The organism is Streptosporangium sp. NPDC048047 (assembly GCF_040653115.1).
Lineage (GTDB): Bacteria > Actinomycetota > Actinomycetes > Streptosporangiales > Streptosporangiaceae > Streptosporangium.
The window spans coordinates 96,929-115,373 of record NZ_JBEZNH010000006.1 but is presented as its reverse complement, the minus strand read 5'-3'; the positions used below and the strand labels follow the sequence as shown (position 1 = coordinate 115,373).

Annotated in this window: 15 protein-coding genes; 5 read left to right on the top strand and 10 right to left on the bottom strand. The window is 73.0% G+C overall.

Annotated features, from left to right (window positions below; genetic code table 11):
• Positions 1 to 11: 11 nt before the first annotated feature.
• The 7 genes from AB0D67_RS07555 to AB0D67_RS07525 form a co-directional block, all read right to left on the bottom strand.
• Positions 12 to 923 (bottom strand): 4-(cytidine 5'-diphospho)-2-C-methyl-D-erythritol kinase, encoded by a 912-nt coding sequence (locus AB0D67_RS07555; protein ID WP_362931006.1) that lies wholly within the window; start codon positions 921 to 923, stop codon positions 12 to 14.
• Between the two features lie 144 nt (positions 924 to 1,067).
• Positions 1,068 to 1,916, bottom strand: coding sequence for a 16S rRNA (adenine(1518)-N(6)/adenine(1519)-N(6))-dimethyltransferase RsmA (gene rsmA / locus AB0D67_RS07550; protein WP_362931004.1), 849 nt, complete (start codon positions 1,914 to 1,916; stop codon positions 1,068 to 1,070).
• Positions 1,917 to 2,016: 100 nt separating this feature from the next.
• Entirely contained in the window at positions 2,017 to 2,862 is an 846-nt protein-coding gene (locus AB0D67_RS07545) for a TatD family hydrolase (protein ID WP_362931234.1), read from the bottom strand.
• A 76-nt stretch (positions 2,863 to 2,938) separates the two neighbouring features.
• The gene (locus AB0D67_RS07540) at positions 2,939 to 3,757 is read right to left on the bottom strand and encodes a MerR family transcriptional regulator (protein ID WP_362931001.1); all 819 of its coding nucleotides are present in this window, start codon (positions 3,755 to 3,757) and stop codon (positions 2,939 to 2,941) included.
• 5 nt (positions 3,758 to 3,762) lie between these two features.
• Complete coding sequence (locus AB0D67_RS07535; protein WP_362931000.1) at positions 3,763 to 5,142, bottom strand: amidase family protein; 1,380 nt, start codon at positions 5,140 to 5,142, stop codon at positions 3,763 to 3,765.
• Positions 5,143 to 5,228: 86 nt separating this feature from the next.
• Positions 5,229 to 7,016, bottom strand: a complete 1,788-nt coding sequence (gene metG, locus AB0D67_RS07530; RefSeq protein WP_362930998.1) for a methionine--tRNA ligase — start codon at positions 7,014 to 7,016, stop codon at positions 5,229 to 5,231.
• Between the two features lie 69 nt (positions 7,017 to 7,085).
• Positions 7,086 to 8,345 carry a glycosyltransferase family 2 protein gene (locus tag AB0D67_RS07525; RefSeq protein ID WP_362930996.1) on the bottom strand — a complete coding sequence of 420 codons (1,260 nt, stop codon included), beginning with the start codon at positions 8,343 to 8,345 and terminating at the stop codon, positions 7,086 to 7,088.
• A 100-nt stretch (positions 8,346 to 8,445) separates the two neighbouring features.
• On the opposite strand from AB0D67_RS07525, the gene AB0D67_RS07520 reads away from it, so the two are divergent.
• Positions 8,446 to 9,993, top strand: coding sequence for a hypothetical protein (locus AB0D67_RS07520; protein ID WP_362930994.1), 1,548 nt, complete (start codon positions 8,446 to 8,448; stop codon positions 9,991 to 9,993).
• Here AB0D67_RS07520 and rsmI read toward each other — a convergent pair.
• The gene (gene rsmI / locus AB0D67_RS07515; RefSeq protein WP_362930992.1) at positions 9,956 to 10,810 is read right to left on the bottom strand and encodes a 16S rRNA (cytidine(1402)-2'-O)-methyltransferase; all 855 of its coding nucleotides are present in this window, start codon (positions 10,808 to 10,810) and stop codon (positions 9,956 to 9,958) included. The two genes, AB0D67_RS07520 and rsmI, sit on opposite strands and share 38 nt — an antisense overlap.
• Positions 10,811 to 11,178: 368 nt before the next feature.
• Between rsmI and AB0D67_RS07510 the strand changes: the two genes are divergently transcribed.
• The 3 genes from AB0D67_RS07510 to AB0D67_RS07500 all read left to right on the top strand — a co-directional run bounded on the left by AB0D67_RS07510 (position 11,179) and on the right by AB0D67_RS07500 (position 15,333).
• Positions 11,179 to 12,696, top strand: coding sequence for a phospholipid carrier-dependent glycosyltransferase (locus tag AB0D67_RS07510; RefSeq protein WP_362931232.1), 1,518 nt, complete (start codon positions 11,179 to 11,181; stop codon positions 12,694 to 12,696).
• 43 nt (positions 12,697 to 12,739) lie between these two features.
• Positions 12,740 to 14,026, top strand: a complete 1,287-nt coding sequence (locus AB0D67_RS07505; protein ID WP_362930990.1) for a hypothetical protein — start codon at positions 12,740 to 12,742, stop codon at positions 14,024 to 14,026.
• Positions 14,027 to 14,100: 74 nt separating this feature from the next.
• On the top strand, positions 14,101 to 15,333 hold the full coding sequence (locus AB0D67_RS07500) for an AI-2E family transporter (RefSeq protein WP_362930988.1): 1,233 nt from the start codon (positions 14,101 to 14,103) through the stop codon (positions 15,331 to 15,333).
• On the opposite strand, the gene AB0D67_RS07495 is transcribed toward AB0D67_RS07500, so the two are convergent.
• The gene (locus AB0D67_RS07495; RefSeq protein ID WP_362930986.1) at positions 15,308 to 16,177 is read right to left on the bottom strand and encodes an aldo/keto reductase; all 870 of its coding nucleotides are present in this window, start codon (positions 16,175 to 16,177) and stop codon (positions 15,308 to 15,310) included. The two genes, AB0D67_RS07500 and AB0D67_RS07495, sit on opposite strands and share 26 nt — an antisense overlap.
• A gap of 75 nt (positions 16,178 to 16,252) precedes the next feature.
• Between AB0D67_RS07495 and AB0D67_RS07490 the strand changes: the two genes are divergently transcribed.
• Positions 16,253 to 17,188, top strand: a complete 936-nt coding sequence (locus AB0D67_RS07490) for a LysR family transcriptional regulator (RefSeq protein WP_362930984.1) — start codon at positions 16,253 to 16,255, stop codon at positions 17,186 to 17,188.
• Here AB0D67_RS07490 and AB0D67_RS07485 read toward each other — a convergent pair.
• Positions 17,160 to 18,431, bottom strand: a complete 1,272-nt coding sequence (locus AB0D67_RS07485; protein ID WP_362930982.1) for an MFS transporter — start codon at positions 18,429 to 18,431, stop codon at positions 17,160 to 17,162. The genes AB0D67_RS07490 and AB0D67_RS07485 overlap by 29 nt on opposite strands.
• Positions 18,432 to 18,445 lie beyond the last annotated feature (14 nt).

Here is an 18,445-nt window from a genome sequence, read left to right as displayed (position 1 = left end):
GGTGGACCGCCTCAGTGGCGCTGCCCGACCGCCGGGCCCGGGACCGGGCCGTGGGCGGTCACCGCGTCGCGGGCCACGCCCTCGGCCCGCAGCGCGGCGGCCAGCTCTGCCGCGTGGGCCTCGGACTCGGCCAGGAAGGCGCAGGTCGGGCCGGAGCCGGAGACGAGCGCGCCCAGCGCGCCGTGCCCGCGCCCGGCGTCCAGCGTCCGGGCCAGGGAGCGGCGGAGCATGACGGCCGCGGGCTGCAGGTCGTTGGCCAGCTCCGCGCCCAGCGCCTTGGCGTCCCCCCGGCGCAGCGCGTCCAGCAGCGGCTCCGACGCCTGCGGCCAGGCGGCCTCGACGCCCGTCGCCTCGCGGATCCGGTCGCACTCGGCGTAGACGGCGGGCGTGGACAGGCCGCCCTCGGCCAGGGCGAAGACCCAGTGGAAGGCGCCGCCGACCTCAAGGGGGGTCAGCCGCTCCCCCCGGCCGGTGCCGACGGCCGTGCCGCCGAGCAGGGCGAACGGGACGTCGCTGCCGATGTCCGCGCCGATCTCCATCAGGTCCGCGAGCGGCAGGCCCAGGCCCCACAGTTCGTTGCAGGCGACCAGCGCCGCGGCGGCGTCGGCGCTGCCGCCCGCCATCCCCCCGGCGACCGGGATCGACTTGCGGATCAGCAGGCTCACGCCGTACGACCGGCCGGCGTGGCGGGCCAGCGCGGAGGCGGCGCGGATGGCGAGGTTGTCGTCGTCCTCGGGCACCTGGCCGGCGCTGTCGCCCTCGACGCGGACCCGCATCCCGGTCTCGGCGGTGGCCGTCACCTCATCGAAGATCGAGACGGCGTGGAAGACGTTCACCAGGTCGTGGTAGCCGTCGTCACGCAGCGGCCCGACCGCCAGTTGCAGGTTCACCTTGGCCGGCACGCGGACGGTCACGGAGTTCATGGGTCCTCAAGGCTTTCGCTCAGGGGATGACGAGGTCCGATCGTAGCCGGGTGGGACTCCGCCTCCCCGTCAACCCCCGACGTTTCGCCACGCTAGAGCCGGTTTTGGGGGTCCACCGCGCGGCAAAGGTCCGTGGAACGCACTTCAAGGGCGGTTCTCCGCGATCCGCGCGAAGTCCTCGACCGTGAGCTGCTCGCCCCGGCGGGACGGATCGACCCCCGCCGCCCGCAGCGCCCGCTCGGCGGCGGCGGGCGAGCCGGCCCAGGAGGCCAGGGCTGCGCGCAGGGTCTTGCGGCGCTGGGCGAAGGCGGCGTCCACGGCCGCGAAGACGTCCTCGCGGGACGCCCCGGTGGTGGGCGGCTCGCGCCGGGTCATCGCGACGAGGCCGGAGTCGACGTTGGGCGCCGGCCAGAAGACCGTGCGGCCGACGGGGCCGGCCCGGCGCACGTCGGCGTACCAGGCGGCCTTGACCGACGGGATGCCGTACACGCGGGAGCCGGGCGTCGCGGCCAGCCGGTCGGCCACCTCGGACTGGACCATGACCAGCACGGTGCGCAGCGACGGCAGGACCTGCAGCAGGTGCAGCACCACCGGGACCGCGACGTTGTAGGGGAGGTTGGCCACCAGCGCGGTCGGCGGGTCCCCCGGCAGGTCGCCGGGGGCGATCCGGAGGGCGTCTGCGTGCACGACGGCGAGCCGGCCGGCCAGCTCGGGGGCGTGCTCGGCGACGGTCAGCGGGAGCTGCCCGGCCAGCACCGGGTCGATCTCCACCGCCGTCACGGCGCGGGCCTCGGGCAGCAGCGCCAGGGTCAGCGAGCCCAGGCCGGGGCCGACCTCGATGACCACGTCGTCGGGGCGCAGCCCGGCGGCGCGGACGATCTTACGGACCGTGCCGCCGTCGATGACGAAGTTCTGGCCGAGCTTCTTGGTGGGGCGGATGCCGAGCCGCGCCGCCAGGTCGCGGATCTCCACCGGTCCCAGGAGGCCGCTCATGCCCGCCCCCCGCGTGCCGCCGCCGGGCGCGCCCCGCGCATCACCGCGGGTCGCGCCCCGCGCGTCGCCGCGGGTGCCACCACGCGCGTCACCACAGGTGTCACCATGCGCCGAAGACCGCCTCGCCGTTCGCGTTGATCACGCGGGCCAGGTCGTCCGGGTCGGTCCCCCGGACCTCGGCCAGGCAGCGCAGAGTGAGGGGGATCAGGTAGGGGGCGTTGGGCTTGCCCCGGTGCGGCGTCGGCGGGAGGTAGGGCGCGTCGGTCTCGACCAGCAGCAGTTCGTCGGGCGCGATCGCCGCGGCCTCGCGGAGGTAGCCGGCGTTCTTGTAGGTGACCGGCCCGGAGAAGGACATGAAGTAGCCGGCCTCGGCGCACCGCTTCGCCATCGCGGCGTCGCCGGAGAAGCTGTGGAAGACCACCACGTCGGGGGCGCCCTGGTCGGCGAGCACGGCCAGCACGTCGTCGTGGGCCTCGCGGTCGTGGATCACCAGGGCCCGGCCCGTCCGCTTGGCGATCTCGATGTGCGCGCGGAAGCTCGCGTGCTGGTCGTCCCTTGCGGCCCAGTCGCGGTAGTAGTCGAGGCCGGTCTCGCCCACCGCGCGGACGTGCGGCAGGCGGGCCAGCTCCTCGATCTCGGCGAGGACCTCCGGGGTCGCGGCGTGCGCCTCGTTGGGGTGGATCGCCACCGCGGCGTACACGTCGGGGTGCGCCGCGGCCGCCTCGGCGTTCCACCGCGAGGACGGCAGGTCGTAGCCGACGGTGACCAGCCGGGTCACGCCCACCGCGCGGGACTGCCGGACGATCTCCTCGACGCTCGCCCTGGCCGCCTGCGCGGCCAGGGCGACCGGGTCGCCCGAGGACGCCTGGCGGTGACCCACCATGATGTCCAGGTGGCAGTGGCTGTCGAACACCTCACCGGTCAACGGCTCCGGTACGGCTGGCATCGTGGTCACGCCGCCCAACCTACCGCCTGGGCCCCGCCGCCCGGATCCGGCGGGGAGCGCGGCGGGCCGTCTGCGCCTATGAGACGGGGCTCAGGGGCTCCTGGAGCTCGGTGACCCACCCGTCGGGGTCTTCCGGGCAGTCGAGGTAGAGCTCCCGCTGGGACCTGGCGGAGCGACGGCCGGTGGCCTCGACCCAGTGGACCAGGGCCTGCCAGGCCGGCAGCACGGCCTCGATCGCACCGCGGTGGACGAGGGTGGCGGCCTCGGTCTCGGGCAGGTCGATGACCGACAGGCCGTTGAGGTCGCCGCCGGTCACCTTCGCGGGCAGTGCCGCGTGGACGACGACCGTGTCCTCGTCGCCCTGCTCGTAGAAACAGGTCAGACGGCCGGTCGGGACGACCGCGGAGGCGCCCGGCAGCCGCCGGCCGAGTTCGGCGCACATCGGGCGGACGACCGGGGCCATGTCCTCGGGATGGAAACTCGCCGCGACGCCGGTGAGCTCGACCATCCTGGTCGCCGGGAGCCGCTTGACGATGACGTCGGGGGCGCTCCGGCCCTCCGTCTCCAGGGTCCGCAGCCGCGCCTCGATCTGCGTCAGCCGCCCACGGCTCACGGCCAGCGCCGACTCCAGCTCGGCCCGCCGCAGCGTCAGCATTCCGCGAAGGTGTTCCACGCTGACGTCCTCCTTCGACATGGCGCGGATCTGTTCGAGGGTGAAACCGAGATCCTTCAGCGCGACGATGCGGTTGAGCCATATGAGCTGCCCCGCCTCGTAGGCACGGTGACCGGTGACCGGGTCGACGCGCGCGGGCCGCAGCAACCCGATGGCGTCATAGTGCCGCAGCATCCGGACCGAGACCCGGCCGTGCCGGGCGAACTCCCCGATGGTGAACACGGCGGTCACCGGGCCGGCGGCGGGGTGAAGCCACCGAGCACGTCCGCGGCGAGCCCGGCGAAGGTGATCGCGGTGTCATCCTCGAAACGAGGGCCGACGACCTGCATGCCGACCGGCAACCCGTCTTGGGAGAGACCGGCGGGAGCGGCCACCGCGGGCAGGCCGGGCAGGGCCGCGTGCGTGGTCCAGAAGACCTGGTCGTCGTAGCGGCGCCCGCCCTCGGCCGTCGGGATCACCCGCTCGGCGAAGGGCCGGTCGTCGTGCGGGAACGCCGTGGTGAAGTTGACCGGGCAGAGGAACACGTCGATCTCCTCGAAGTACCGCGTCCACGCGGCCCGCGCGGCCATCCGCGCGTGCTCCTGCGCGACGACGTCCCCGATCGGCGCGACGTCGGCACCGGGCTGATGGTGGGCGAAGAACAAGCCCACATGGAAGCCGAAGGTCTCGGCCTCGCGGTCCGGGTCGATGCCGTCCGGCCAGCCCTCACGAAGCTTCACTCCGGCCACGCCCAGCGCGTCCACGGCGTCGGACAGCACGGCGCCGACCTCGTGGGTCACCGGAGCCCCGGGATGATCCAGGACGACGCCGACCCGGAAGTCGGCGAGCCTGGCGTGCCGCGGCGGCGGAAGCTCCCAGCGGTACGCACCGGCCGCCTCGCCCTCGGGACCGGCGGTGACCCGCAAGGCCGTCCGCAGGTCGGCGGCCGAGCGGGCGAGCGGCCCGAGCACGGACAGGTGCCCCGCCTCACTGGGCGGGGCGGACGGACCAGGAGGTTGGAAGCCGCGCGTGGGGACGGTCCCGGCGGTCGGACGCAGCCCGTAGACACCGCAGAAGCCGGCCGGGATACGGATGGAACCCACCAGGTCGGAGCCGTACTCGAGGTAGCCGAGGCCCGCGGCCAGGGCCGCCGCGCCGCCGCCGGTCGAGCCGCCCGGCGTGCGCGCGGTGTCCCAGGGGTTACGGGTGCGGCCGTACAGGTCGTTCGCCGTCTGCCCGAAGTCCGCGAGCATCGCAGGCACGTTCGTCTTGCCGACGATGATCGCCCCCGCCGCCCGCAGCCGTTCGACCACGGTGGCGTCCCGGTCGGGAACGAACCCGGCGAAGACCGGATTCCCCCAGGTGGTGACCCTCCCCGCGACGTTGAAACCCTCCTTGACGGTCATCGGGACGCCGTGCAGCGGGCCGGTCTCGTCACCACGCAGGAGCGCCGCGTCCGCCTCGGCCGCGGCGCGCAGGGACTCCTCGGGCCACAGGTCGACGACCGCGTTCAGCGCGGGATCGACCTCCTCGATACGGGCGAGGAGGCGTTCGGTGAGCTCGTGCGAGGTGATCCCACCGCCGCGGATCCCCGCGGCGGCTTCGGTCACCGTGAGATGAGAGGTCATGTCCTCCGGTTTAGGGCCTGACACCGTGTCAGGTGCAAGCCCGTTTCGCGGATCGGCTCTTCCGTCGCGAACCCGCGAGGCGTGACCTAGTCGCCCAGCCGGGCGAGCTCCTCGTCGACGATCTTGGGGTCCAGCTTGGAGAACAGCGGGGTCGGCGGCGCCAGCGGGACGCCGGCCCGGATGGGCGTGGACTCCCAGCGCGCGGCGCCGTCGTAGGACCCGGTGATGATCGGGTAGCTCCGGGCGGGATCGTCGAGGTCCTCGACCTCCCGGATCTCCGGCATGCCGGACCAGGCGCCCTCGCCGCCGAGCATGGCGTGGACCTTGTCGGAGGAGGCGGGCAGCACCGGGGTCAGCAGGGTCTTGGCGTCGTCGACGACCTGCAGGGCGACGTGCAGGATCGACTTCACCCGCTCCGGGTCGTCCTTGCGCTTCCACGGCTCCTGCTCGGCGAGGTACTTGTTCGCCTCGCGGATGACGTCGAACGCCTCGTTCGTGGCGTTCTTGAACCGGGAGCGCTCGAACTCCGCGGCGACCCGGGGGAAGGCGGCCCTGCTGCGCTCCAGCATGGCGCGGTCGGCGTCGGTGAGGTCGCCCGCCTCGGGGATGGTCCCGAAGTTCTTGGCGGCCATCGAGATCGAGCGGTTGACCAGGTTGCCCCAGGCCGCCACCAGCTCGCCGTTGTTGCGGTTGAGGAACTCCGACCAGGTGAAGTCGGTGTCCTGGGTCTCCGGTCCGGCCACGGCGATGTAGTAGCGCAGCGCGTCGGCGTCGTAGCGCGCCAGGAAGTCGCGCACGTAGATGACGACCTGGCGGGAGGAGGAGAACTTGCGGCCCTCCATGGTGAGGAACTCGCTGGAGACGACCTCCGACGGCAGGCTCAGCTCGCCGAGGGAGCCGGGCCGGCCGTCGCGGGCGCCCTGGCCGTTGTAGCCGAACAGCAGCGCCGGCCAGATCTCCGCGTGGAAGACGATGTTGTCCTTGCCCATGAAGTAGTAACCCCGGGCGTCGGGGTTCTGCCACCACTGCCGCCAGGCGTCGGGGTCGCCGGAGCGGCGGGCCCACTCGACGGAGGCGCTGAGGTAGCCGATGACGGCGTCGAACCACACGTACAGCCGCTTGTTGGGCTGGTCGCGCCAGCCGTCCAGCGGGATCGGCACGCCCCAGTCGAGGTCGCGGCTCATCGCGCGGGGCTGCAGGTCGCCCAGGAGGTTCAGGGCGAACTTCAGGACGTTGGGCCGCCACTCGCCCTGCTTCGACTGCAGCCAGGAGCCGAGGACCTCGGCGAACGCGGGCAGGTCGAGCATGAAGTGCTCGGTCTCGACGAAGACCGGGGTCTCGCCGTTGATCCGGCTGACCGGGTTGATCAGCTGGATCGGGTCGAGCTGGTTGCCGCAGTTGTCGCACTGGTCGCCGCGGGCACCGTCGAAGTGGCAGATCGGGCAGGTGCCCTCGATGTAGCGGTCAGGCAGGGTGCGGCCGGTGGACGGCGAGATCGCCCCCATGGTGGTGCGGGGGAAGATGTAGCCGTTGTCGTACAGGCCCTTGAAGACCTCCTGCACCACCGCGTAGTGGTTGGCGGTGGTGGTGCGGGTGAACAGGTCGTAGGACAGCCCCAGGCCCCGGAGGTCCTCGGCGATCACCCGGTTGTAGCGGTCGGCGAGCTCGCGGGCGGTCACACCCTCCTTGTCGGCCTGGACCTGGATCGGGGTGCCGTGCTCGTCGGTCCCGCTCACCATCAGGACCTTGTTGCCCGCCATCCGCTGGTAGCGGCTGAAGATGTCGGACGGCACGCCGAAGCCGGACACGTGCCCGATGTGGCGGGGGCCGTTGGCGTAGGGCCAGGCGACCGCGGTCAGGATGTGGTGGGACATGTGCCCAAGCCTAAGGGACGTCACCCGGGCTTCGCCGCCCGGAATCCGGAGGCGCCGCCCCGGGAAACCTCAGGCGCCGCCCCGGCTGCCGGCCGGCTCGTCGTGGTTCCCGGCGCGGCCGTCCTCCCGGCTGACGGCCTCGGCCGCCTCCTCCGCCGCGGAGGCCGCCACGTCGATGGGCGTCTCCTTGGTACGGCGGATGCCGAGGATGCTGACGAACAGGGCCGCGAAGATGGTCTGGAAGCTCATGACCAGCGCGGTGGCCGAGGGCACGACCAGGCGCAGCGACTCCGACGGGATCAGCGTGCCGAAGCTGCGGGTCTGCCAGTGGACCAGCGAGGCCACCAGGCCGCCGAGACCGGCCAGGGCCAGCAGGCCGCCCACGACCAGGCCCTTCTCCAGGGTGACCACGTCGACGAGCTTGCGCACCCTCCGGTCCTCCGGCAGGAAGCCCTCCTCGGCCGCGTACACCTTGGTGAACACCGCGAACAGCATCGCCTGGAAGCCGATCACCACCGCGGCCGACGCCCCGACCAGGGTGTCGACGTCGAAGGCGAGCTTGCCGATGTAGACCGGGCCGAAGGTCAGCGCGGTGCCCGCCACCAGGCCCAGGATCATCAGGACCAGGCCCGGGATCAGGAACAGCCAGCGGGGGCTGTAGAGGAGCAGGAAGCGCAGGTGACGCCAGCCGTCGCGCCAGGAGCGCAGGTGCGGCGGGCGGGAGCGGCCGTCCGGCGAGAGCGTGGTGGGCACCTCGCGCACGTCGAGGCCGGAGAGCGTCGAGCGCACCACCATCTCGCTGGCGAACTCCATGCCGCCGGTCTGCAGGCCGAGCCGCAGGATGGAGTCGCGGCGGAAGCCCCGCAGGCCGCAGTGGAAGTCGCCGATGGCGCTGGGGAAGAACAGCCGGCCGATGAACGACAGCACCGGGTTGCCGAGGTAACGGTGCAGCGGGGGCATGGCCCCCGGCGCGATGCCTCCCTTGAACCGGTTGCCCATCACCAGGTCGGCGCCGTCGCGCAACTGCTCGACGAACGGCAGCAGCGAGGTGAAGTCGTAGGAGTCGTCGGCGTCGCCCATGATGACGTACTTGCCGCGCGCCGCGCGGATGCCGCCCAGGAGCGCGTTGCCGTATCCCTTGGCGTCCACGTGCACGACCCGGGCGCCGGCGTCGCGCGCCAGCTGCTGCGAGCCGTCGGTGCTGCCGTTGTCGGCGATCAGCACCTCACCGTCGATCCCGTGGTCCCGCATGCAGGCCAGCGCCTTGCGTACGCAGGTCTCCACGGTCTCCGCCTCGTTCAGGCATGGCATGACCACGGTCAGTTCCACGTCTCAACCCTTCGATCCGGCACAAGCCAATCTCATCATGATGCCCTGTGCCGACCCGTGCGCGGGGCAACTCCGTGAAAGGACTGGCATCCTGTAAGGCATGGTTACCATGGCCGAACGACCATGCCTGGACGAGCCTCCAGCGGGCTGGAGAGCGCGTCTGGCGGCGTTCGCCCGCCGTCACCGCGTCTTCCTCGCCGCCCTGGCGGCGGCGTTCGCGCTGCGGCTGGTGACCATGATCGGGTACGGCCCGGCGCTGTGGTTCAACGACTCCTACGACTACGTCTCCGGGGCGGTGCACCCCGAACGACCCAGTGCCCTGCGGCCGAACGGTTATTCCTTCTGGCTGCTTCTGCTCAGACCCTTTCACAGTTTCGGGCTGGTGGCCTTCACCCAGCACCTCATGGGCCTCGCCGTCGCCGTCCTGATGTACGCGCTGCTGCGCCGGAGGTTCGGGCTGCCCGCCTGGGGGGCGACGCTGGCGACGGTGCCGGTATTGTTCGACGCCTACCAGATCCAGCTCGAACACCTGATCATGTCCGACACCATGTTCATGCTGCTGGTCGTCGGCGTCGTGACGCTGGTGCTGTGGCATCGGAGGATGTCGTGGCGGCTGGGCGCCGTCGTCGGCCTGCTGCTCGCCCTGACCGCGCTCACCCGGTCGATCGGCCTGCCGATCCTCGCGCTGGTGGTGGCCTACCTCCTGGTCAAGCGGACCGGCTGGCGGCCGGCCGCCGCCATGGTGACGGCCTGCGCGATCCCGGTGACGGCGTACATGGCGTGGTTCGCCTCCGCGCACGGCAACTTCGCGATGACCAACAGCGACGGCGCGATCCTCTACATGCGCACGGCGCTGTTCTCCGACTGCGGGAAGATGGGCGTCGACCCGCGCAAGGAACTGGAACTGGCGCTGCTGTGCATCAGCACGCCGCCGGACCAGCGTTCCTTCTCCGGCCAGGGCTACCTGTGGTGGGCCAATGGCGAGGGCCAGCGCTTCCACGCCTTCGGCTCCGGCACGACCTTCACCCCGGAGATGAACGGGGTCGCCGGAGACTTCGCCAAGCGGGCCATCCTCTCCCAGCCCGGCGACTACCTCGCCCGGGTCGGCCTCGACTTCGTCCGCGCCTTCCACTGGGGCCGGCCGCGCTTCCCCGACGCCAAGACCTATCTGCAGTACGAGTTCCCCTTCGAGGACAGGGTGCTGCCCTCGTGGTCGTCGTACAAGGGCACCACCGACGGCGACGCCCAGCTCTACGACCCGGGCCTGCGGACCGCGAAGATCGACGGCCGGGTGAAGGCGGTCGGCACCCAGGTGCGCGACCCGTGGGCCGCCTTCATGCAGGGCTACCAGCGGACCGTGCGGCTGCCCGGACTGGTGCTCGGCGTGCTGCTGCTGGTCGGCCTGGCCGGGGTGGCGGTGCGCTGGCGCAGGCTGGGCGGCCCGGTGCTGCTGCCGTGGCTGGCCTCCTTCGGCCTCCTCCTGGCCCCGGCGGCCACCGCCGAGTTCGACTACCGCTACCTGCTGCCCGCGGTGCCGCTGGCCTGCCTGGCCGCCGCGATCTCACTGCGGCACGGGGTGCCGTGGCTTCGGCGGGCCCGCGTCATCCCCGTCATCCCCGGTGGACGGCGTCGTACAGGATCCGCTTAGGCACGCCCGCGCCCTTGGCGACGTCGACGATCGCCTGTTTCCTCGGCGTCCCCGCCTCCTCGCGGCGGGCCACCTCCTCGACCAGTTCCCCGATCGACGGGGGCTCGGCGTCGTGGACGCGCCCGGCGACGACCACGGTGATCTCGCCCCTGACCCCGCCGGCCGCCCACTCGGCCAGCTCGCCGAGGCCGCCCCGCCGTACCTCCTCGTAGGTCTTGGTGAGCTCGCGGCAGACGGCGGCGGGCCGGTCGGGGCCGAACGCCCCGGCCATCGCCTCCAGCGCGGCGGCCAGCCGGTGCGGCGCCTCGAAGAACACCATCGTGCGCTCCTCGGCGGCCAGGGCGGCGAGCCTGCGGGCGCGCTCGCCGGGCTTGCGCGGCGGGAAGCCCTCGAAGCAGAAGCGGTCGCTGGGCAGGCCGGACACGGCCAGGGCGGTGGTGACCGCCGACGGGCCGGGCAGCGAGGTGACCGTGATCCCGGCCTCCACGGCCAGATGGGTCAGGCGGTAGCCGGGGTCGGAGACGCCGGGCATCCCGGCGTCGGTGATCACCAGGACGGTACGGCCCTCCTGGAGCGCCGCGAGGAGTTCGGCGGCCCGGCCGGACTCGTTGGCGTCGTAATAGGAGACGACGCGCCCGCCGATCTCGGCGCCCAGCTCCGCGGCCAGCCGGCGCAGGCGCCGGGTGTCCTCGGCCGCGACCACGTCGGCGTTCTCCAGGGCGTCACGCAGCCTCGGGGAGGCGTCGCCCGCCTGCCCGATCGGGGCCCCCGCCAGCACCAGCCTACCGTTGTCCGTCACGTCCCCATCCTCGCGCATCCGGGGGCGGGCCTCCGCCGGGGACCGCCCCCGGACCGCTCGCGGACCGCTCGCAGATCGTCCGTGGGTCGCCCGCGGGCCGTCTGGAGGCCGTCTGGAGGTCGTCTGGAGGCCGTACCCGTTCACCGGCACGTCTCGGGGCGCGGGCCTCCGCCGGGACCATCCCGCCCGTGGGGCAACCCTGGATCACTCGGGAATATCACCCTCAATTGGGCATGCGGCCGGGGTTTCCCTGGGTTACCGGGCGGGGTGCCCCTTACGATGGCCGGGTGGCCGTGACCGATTTCACCAACAAGGGGTTCGAGCAGTCCGACCCCTCGCCGACCCGCGAATCGGCACGCTCCGTGCGCGACCGTCTGGTCCCGCCGATGCCCGGGAGCGTCCTGTGGGGATGGCTGGGCCCGGCGCTGGTGGCGGCGTTCGGGGCGATACTGCGCTTCGTCGACCTGGGCCGCCCGAAGGCGGTCATGTTCGACGAGACGTACTACGCCAAGGACGGCTTCGCGCTGCTGAACTTCGGCACCGAGCACACCCCGGTGGACAACGCCAACACGCTGCTGATCCAGGGCAACACCGACATCTGGCAGCGATGCGCGGCCGACCAGCTCGACAAGTGCGCCTCCTACGTCGTCCACCCCCCGCTGGGCAAGTGGATGATCGCGCTGGGCGAGCAGATCTTCGGCATGACCCCGTTCGGCTGGCGCTTCGCCGCCGCCCTCACCGGCGCCCTGTCGATCCTCATCCTGGCCCGCGTCGCCCGCCGGATGACCCGCTCCACCCTGCTCGGCTGCCTGGCCGGGCTGCTGCTGTCGGTCGAGGGCCTGCACTTCGTGCTGTCCCGCACCGCGCTGCTCGACATCTTCCTGATGTTCTGGGTCCTGGCCGGCTTCGCCTGCCTGGTCACCGACCGCGACGAGGCCCGCGCCCGCCTGGCCGCCTGGTACGAGACCTCGACGCTCGACGAGCACGGCCCCTGGCTCGGCTGGCGTCCCTGGCGTGTCGCGGCCGGCGTCTGCCTGGGCGCGGCCTGCGCCGTCAAGTGGTCCGGCATCTTCTTCCTGATCGCCTTCGCCGTCATGTCCCTCGTCTGGGACGCCGGTGCCCGCAAGGCCGTCGGCCTGCGCAGGCCGTACGGCGGCGCGGCGGGCAAGGACCTGCCGACCGCGCTGACCGCCATGGCCCTCGCCCCCGCCGTCGCCTACATCGTCTCCTGGAGCGGCTGGTTCGCCACCGCCGGCGGCTGGGGCCGCAACTGGGACCGCGCCACCGGCCACGGTCCCGCCTACTTCGTCTTCGACTCGGTCCGGTCGTGGCTCGCCTACCACTTCCAGGTCCTCGGCTTTCACAGCGGCCTGACCACGCCGCACAACTACCAGTCCGAACCGTGGAGCTGGCCGCTGCTGCTGCGCCCGGTGGCGTTCTTCTACGAGACGCCCCAGTCCGGCTGCGGCGCGCAGGGCTGCTCGCAGGCCGTCCTCGGGGTCGGCACCCCGATCATCTGGTACGGCGGGCTCGCCGCGCTCGTCGCCATGTTCACCTGGTACGTCTCGGCCCGCGACTGGCGGGCGGGGGCCGTGCTGCTCGCCTACCTCGCGGGCTGGCTGCCCTGGTTCTACTGGGCGATCGCCGACAACCGCACGATGTTCCTGTTCTACGCGGCCCCGATGGTGCCGTTCATGATCCTGGCGCTGACCCTGGCCGCCGGGCTCATACTGGGCCGCGCGGACGCCCCGCAGCGCAGGCGTATGGTCGGAGGGGTGGTCGTCGGCTCCTTCACGCTGCTGGCGCTCCTGAACTTCTGGTGGCTGTACCCCGTCCTCACCGCCGAGATCATTCCCTACACGGACTGGAGCGCGCGGATGCTCTTCAAGAAGGGCTGGATCTGATCGTTCCCATGTGGTGCCCGGATGCGGATTTCCCAGGGTAGGCATGACGGTGCATGACCCACTGCGTCACCTCCATCGTCAGGGCAGGCCCGGCCACGGCAGGCTGCGAAGCGTGCCCGCGCCGGACGTGGCCGCGCTGCTGACCGAGCTGGAACGGTCGGAGCCCCGGCACGCCGGCCGTGCCCGCGACGCGATCGACCGGCTCACCGGCGGCGAGCCGCTGGAGACCCTCACCGAACTGACCGTGTGCGAGTTCCTCTGGTACACGCTGCCGACGCAGGTCGCGGGCGACCGGGAGGCGGTCGTCTCGGCGCTGGGCAGGCTGCTCGCACTGGGCGGCCTCGACCGCTACGCCGCGCTCTGCTCCTCGCCGGTCACCGCGCGGGTCCTGCGGGCCTACGAGCGGTCGGAGAAGGCCGGGACGGCCGCCTGCCGACGCGCCCTGGACGCCACCGGCCTGCTCCCGCCCGACCTCCCCGAGCTGCGGTGGAGCTCGATCATGGGTCCCGAGGAGCGGGGCGCGCACGGCGCCTGCTCCGCCGCGCTGGAGCTCGCCCTCGTCTGCGGGGAGCCGGCCTCGGACTCGGCCGCCGGACGCGAGGCGCTGACCCGCCGCTGGCTGACCGAGCCCCGCGCCGACCTCGGCGGCGACAACTGGCTGCACCGGGTCCGGGGCGAGCGGCTCAACCGCTGGGTGCTGGGCCGGGGCGACGCCTGGCGCGAGCTCGCCCAGCCCTTCGAGGCGCACCTGCACGCTCCGGTCCCGGCCCCGGCCGGAACGTTCCTCCCCGCGCTGCGGTGGCTGCTGGAACTGGGCCGCCGCCCGGGCGGGATGGTCCCTCCGGCCCAGGGCCCCGGCCCGTCCCGCCCGGCGCCCGGCGGGAGCCGCTGGAGCGAGGGGGAGCTGGAGGCGGCCCGCGAGCTGGCCGAGGGTCGCATGGGCGCGCTGCGCCGCGTGGGCCGGAGGCTGGTGACCACCCGGGAGGGGCGGCGCCTGCTCGGTGACCGCGACCTGCTGTGGGAGGCGGCGTCCGCCGCGCTCCTGGCCCCCGCGCCCGGGGAGGACGCCTTCCGGGCCTCGGCCCGCGAGGCGGCGCTGATGCTGCTCGCCGAGGGCGCCCCCGCCGACCGCGACCGCGTCGCCGAAGTGGTCGGCCGCGGGGAGGGACGGGCCCGGGAGGTGGACGCCGTCCTGGCCGACCTCGCGCGGCGCCTGGCCGCCTTCGGGCTGCGGACCGGCGGGCGGCTGACCCCGGCGGGCCGGTCCGCGGTCCTGGCGGCGCTGCGCAGCCACGCCCTGCGTCCCCGCTCGTACGCCGGGGCGTCATGACCGCTCCCGCCACCGGTGGCGGCCATCACCCACTGAATCCGACTATTCGCCCAAATGACGGGCAGGTGCCCTCCGTGTCCGAGCACCACTCCCCCGATCACGCCTCCTCCGCGTCCCCCCGGGCCGCGACGGCCGACCCCGAGGCACCCGATCCGGTCGCGATCGACCCCGTCGACGCGGCCGAGCCCGCCGAGCCGATCCTCACCTCGGCCGGCCCCCTGCGTCCGCTCGGCGAGTCCGCGGACGACACCTCCGAACTGCCCTTCGGGCGGCCGGGCCGGTCCATGCGCAACCACCCGTTCGTGTTCGGCTTCACCGCCGCGCTCGGCGTGCTCACCGCCTGGTGGCTGGTCCAGGCCGTGGTGAGCGCCAGCTCGGTGATCATCCTGATCATCGTCTCGCTCTTCCTCGCCATCGGCCTGAACCCGGCGGTCGAAGCCCTGCAGCGCCACGGCCTGCCCCGCGTGGCGGCGATCACCGCGGTCTTCCTCTGCGTCATCGCCGTCTTCGTCGCGTTCGGCCTGGCCATCGTGCCGCCGCTGACCACGCAGTCCACCGACTTCGTGCAGAACCTCCCGCAGTACGTGCAGGAGCTGCAGAACAACCCGCTGATCCGTGACCTGGATGCGCGATTCCAGATCCTGGAACGGGTCCAGCAGTACGTGACGAGCGGCGACTTCGGCAGCCAGATGTTCGGCGGTGTGCTCGGCTTCGGCCAGGTGCTCATCGGCGCGGTCTTCAACTCCCTGACCGTGCTGGTCCTGACGCTGTACTTCCTGGGCTCCCTCAACTCCCTGAAAAAGATGGCCTACCGCCTGGTGCCGCGCTCGCGCCGTACCCGGGCGAGCCTGCTCGGCGACGAGATCATCGGCAGCATCGGCGGCTACGTCGCCGGGAACCTCATCATCTCCCTGATCGCCGGGGTGGCGACCTTCTTCTTCCTCGTCCTCATGAAGGTCCCCTACGCCCTGGCGCTCTCCCTGATCGTGGCCGTTACCGACCTGATCCCGATGGTGGGCGCATTCATCGGCGCGGGGGCGGCCTCCCTGGTCGGGTTCTTCGTCTCGCCCACGGTCGGCATCGTCTGCGTCATCTTCTTCACCGTGTACCAGCAGATCGAGAACTACTGGATCGCGCCGAGCGTGATGAAGAGCTCGGTGGACGTCCCACCGCTCGCCACGGTCGTCGGAGCGCTGCTCGGCGGCGCCCTGCTCGGCGTGGTGGGCGCGCTGCTGGGCATCCCGCTGGTCGCGGCCATCCTGCTCATCGTCCGCGAGGTGGTCATGCCCCGCCAGGATCAGGCCTGACCTCGCGCCGGGTCCCCTGCCACACGGCGTCGAGCCGGGCGACCTGCTCCCCGTTCAGCTCGACGCGCGTCGCCGCCATGTTCTCCTCCAGGTGCGCGACGCTGCCGGTGCCCGGGATCGGCAGCATGACGGGTGAGCGGGCCAGCAGCCAGGAGAGCGCCACCTGTGCCGGGGTGCCGCCGACCTCTCGCGCGACCTCCGCGAGCGGCCCGTCCGTGGCGGCGTGCGCGCCGCCTGCCACCGGCTCCCAGGGGATGAAGGCGATCCCGGCGGCCTCACAGTGGCCGAGGACGTCCTCGTGCCGCCGGTCGGTGAGGTTGTAGCGGTTCTGCACGCCGGCGATCGGAACGATCCGGCGAGCCTCCTCGATCTGGGCGACGCCGACCTCCGACAGCCCGATGTGGCGGACCTTGCCCTCGTCCCGCAACCGCTTGAGGGCGCCGATCTGGTCGGCGAAGGGCACCTGGGGATCGACGCGGTGGAGCTGGAACAGCTCGATCCGCTCCAGCCGGAGGCGGAGCAGGCTCAGTTCGGCCTGCTGGACGAGGTACTCCGGGCGGCCCAGCGGCACCCATCGCCCGCGGCCCGGACGGCTCTGCCCCGCCTTGGTGGCGATGACCAGACCGCGCGGGTAGGGGTGAAGCGCCTGGGCCAGCAGTTCCTCGTTGGCGCCCAGGCCGTATGCGTCGGCGGTGTCGATGAGCGTCACCCCGAGTTCGACGGCCCGTCGTACGACCGCGATCGCGGCGGACGGATCCTTGGACGGCCCCCAGTCGGTCAGCTGCATCGCGCCGAAGCCGAGCGGGTGCACGGGCAGGTCTCCACCGATCCGGAAAGTGTTCATGGCCGTCACCCTGGCGCTTCGCGATCGCGAAGCACAAGCGAGTCTTTCTTAGAGAGTTTGCGTAGCATCACTTAGATGTTGAGTCTGGAACGGCTCCGCGTCCTGCACGCGATCAGCGCCCATGGGTCGGTCACCGGGGCGGCCGAGGCCCTGCACGTCACCACTTCGGCGATCTCCCAGCAGATGGCCAAACTGGAGCGGGAGGTCGGACAGCGGCTGCTGGAGCGCAACGGCCGCGGCGTACGGCTCACCGGCGCCGCCGAGCTGCTCGTCGCCCACGCCGGGCGGATGCTGTCCCTGGCCGAACGCGCCGAGGCGGATCTGGAGGCCCATCGCGGCGCCGTCGTTGGGCGCCTGACGCTCGCCGCGTTCGCGACGGCCGCGCGCGGACTGGTCCCGCCCGCGCTGGGGGAGCTGCGCCGCGACCACCCGCGGTTGCGCGTCGAGCTGGAGGAGGCCGAGCCGCACGAGACGGTGCCGAGGGTGGCCCGCGGCGACCTGGACATGGCGATCGTCCAGGACTGGTCCGGCCACCCTCTCCCGTTGCCCGGGGATCTGAACAGGGTCGTGCTCCTCGACGATGTCGCGGACGTCGCGCTTCCCGAGGGGCACCCGCTCGCCGCGGGCGACGCCGTCGGCCTCGCGGAACTCGCCGGTGAACCATGGATCACCTGGAGCCGCGGCTGGATCTGCACCGCCTGGTTGCTGAGCACGCTGCGTTCCTGCGGCGCCGAACCGGACATCGCCCACATCGCCGCCGAGCACCACACCCAGCTCGCCCTCGTCGCCGCGGGTCTCGGCGTGGCGGTCGTTCCCCGGCTCGGCCGCGATCCGGTGCCCGGCGGCGTCCGCTTCGTCGAGGTACGGCCGAGCCCGGTCCGGCACGTCTACGCGGTGTGGCGCGCCGACGCCGACCGGCGGCCCTCGATCCGCGCCGTGATCCGCGTCCTGCGGCGGCACGCCCTCAGCGGCCCGCCGGAACCTACGGCGAGCGCCGCCCGCGCGGGGTGAGCGGTACGGCCAGCAACGGCGCCACCGCCGCGAGCGCCCACACCCCCTGCCAGGAGGAGGCGGCGAGGGCGACGGGCACGAGCAGCGGGGTGACGAAGGCCGCGGCGAAGATCGTGGTGCCCACCAGGCCGAGGGCCGCGCCGGCCCGGTCCGCGCCCGCCATGACGGCGATCTCGGTGTAGGCGAGGCCGTGCCAGGAGTTGGCCAGCAGCCCGCCGAGCGCCAGGGCGGCGACGGTCAGCGGGACCGGCGCGTGAGCAAGGACGGCGGCGCCCGCCATGGCGAGGGCGGTGAGCGTCCCGATGAGCCGGATGGGGGTCCGGCGGTCGCCGTTCCGGTCGCTGCGCCGGCCGGTCCAGATGCGGGCCGCGCCGCCGCCGAGCTGGGCGACCAGCACGGTTCCCGCGGCCAGGGCCGTCCCGGCGCCCCTGGCGTCGTGCAGGAAGACCGCGGTGAAGGTGAGCACGGCGAACTGCGGAACGGTGAGCAGGCTGCCGGCCAGCGCCAGCCGCCACACGTCCCGGCGCAGAAGGGGTGAGACGCCCGGCGCGGGCCGGCGCGGCGTGGGACCGGACTCCCGCCTGGACGCGGCCTCCGAGGGGGTGGGTTCCTTGCCGGGGTCGCGCAGCCAGTGCCAGACCGCCACCGCGGTGAGCAGGCAGAACGCGGCCGGTGCCGCGTAGACGGCGCGGAAGCCGTACGAGGAGGCCAGGACCGGGAGGAGGGCCACGCCGACGGCGCCGCCCACCGGGATCGCGGTCTGGCGGATGCTCATGGCCAGTCCGCGTTCCCCGTCGGCGAACCAGGTCATGACCGCGCGGCCGGAGGAGGCGTTGACGCTGCCGCCGAGTGCCCCGGCGACCAGCAGGCACAGGGCGAGCACGGCCGTCCCGGGCAGCTCGGCGGGGGTGACGGCGACGGCCATCAGCGCCAGCAGCGCGCCGGTGGAGACCAGCCCGGTGAGCAGGACGCGCCGGTCGCCGAACCGGTCGGTCAGCAGCCCCCACGCGATGTCCGACACCGCCACGCCCAGCCCCAGGCAGCCCAGGACCAGGCCGAGCCGACCGGTGGACAGGTGGTAGCCGGAACGCATCGCGACGCCGGTGACCGGGATGCCGGAGAACATCACCGAGAAGCTCGCCTGCGCGGCGACGCTCACGGCCAGGACGACCCATCGGTGGCGGGGACCGTACCGGCGCGCGTCAGGAGCGGTCCGTGCGCGGACGGGGAGGGATGTCGTCACGATGACCCTCTCAG